Genomic DNA, 1,329 nt, shown 5'->3' with positions numbered 1-1,329 from the left:
TTGCTTCGCTGCGCTCGCAATGACGGACTGTGTGGTGACACCTGAGGCATCAAGACCACCGTCCCCGGTCTAGGCGCTGACAGGAGAGACATCACCCTCGCCACCGTCGTTGCGAGGAGCTCTCGCGACGAAGCCAATCCAGACTGCCTGCTTGGAGACACTCTGGATTGCTTCGCTACGCTCGCAACGACGGAGTGTGTGGTGACACCTGGTGCAATCAGATCAGCGTCTCGTACAAATCCATCCAATCCGGATTGACGCTCTCGATCAGCGCAAGCTTCTTTTCCCGGCTGCCGGCCTTGATCTGCTTCTCGCGTGTGATCGCGTCGGTCATCGTCGCATGCAGCTCGTACCAGACGAGAAGCTTGCAGCCATACTTTGACGAGAACCCCTTCACCAAGCCCTCGCGGTGCTCGAACGCGCGGCGCGGTGGATTGGACGTGACGCCTGTATAGATCGTCCCGTTGCGACGATTGGCGAACATGTACACGCAAGGCTGCTTCATGATCGTGCTCAGCTGAGGAGAGCTTTCATGATATTACAACCAAGAGATGATTGCGAGACTTTCGCCACATCGTCATTGCGAGGAGTTCGTGACAAAATTGCAAAGCAATTTTGCGCTGATGCGACGAAGCAATCCAGACTGCGCCCGCGGAAAGACTCTGGAATGCTTCACTGCGCTCGCAATGACGGAGTGTGCGGCCCCTCGCGTCGGGCTACTCCGCCAGCGCCTTCATTTCCTTGTAGAGATCCGATTTCCCCTCGAAGCCGATGCCCGGCAGGTCGGGCATGGTGATGTGGCCGTTCTCGACCCGGACGCCGTCGGGGAAGCCGCCATAGGGCTGGAACAGATCGGGGTAGCTCTCGTTGCCGCCGAGGCCAAGGCCGGCTGCGATGTTGAGCGACATCTGGTGGCCGCCGTGGGGGATGCAGCGGCTCGGCGACCAACCATACGTTTTCAGCACCTCCAGCGTGCGCTGGTATTCGCACAGGCCGTAGGACAACGCGCAGTCGAATTGCAGCCAGTCGCGGTCGGGGCGCATGCCGCCGTAGCGGATCAGATTGCGGGCGTCCTGGTGGCTGAACAGGTTTTCGCCCGTTGCCATCGGTCCCGGATAGAATTCGGCGAGCGCTGCCTGCAGCGCGTAGTCGAGGGGGTCGCCGACCTCCTCGTACCAGAACAAGGGATAGTCCCGCAGCATCTTGGCATAGGCGATGCCGGTCTCGAGATCGAAGCGGCCGTTGGCGTCCACGGCGAGTTGCGCGTCCTTGCCGATCTCCTTCAGCACCGCTTCGATGCGGGCGCGATCGTCCTCGATATCGGCGCCG

Annotated in this window: 1 protein-coding gene and 1 pseudogene; both read right to left on the bottom strand. The window is 60.8% G+C overall.

The window, feature by feature from the left end; all coding sequences use genetic code 11:
• Positions 1–217 precede the first annotated feature (217 nt).
• Positions 218–505: a GIY-YIG nuclease family protein gene (locus IVB47_RS04885; protein ID WP_027519749.1), complete on the bottom strand. Its 288-nt coding sequence runs from the start codon at positions 503–505 to the stop codon at positions 218–220.
• A 211-nt stretch (positions 506–716) separates the two neighbouring features.
• A pseudogene (gene tarD / locus IVB47_RS04880) lies at positions 717–1,329 on the bottom strand (D(-)-tartrate dehydratase); the annotation flags it as partial.

Source organism: Bradyrhizobium sp. 62 (assembly GCF_023073035.1).
In the GTDB taxonomy this organism is placed as follows: Bacteria; Pseudomonadota; Alphaproteobacteria; order Rhizobiales; family Xanthobacteraceae; genus Bradyrhizobium.
Note: the sequence above shows the minus strand (reverse complement) of the source record. Positions and strands in the feature narration are given on the sequence as shown.

What these genes read in the sequence shown, in the direction of transcription:
- IVB47_RS04885 (WP_027519749.1), bottom strand. Translation starts at nt 505, where the DNA reads ATGAAGCAGCCTTGCGTGTACATGTTCGCCAATCGTCGCAACGGGACG.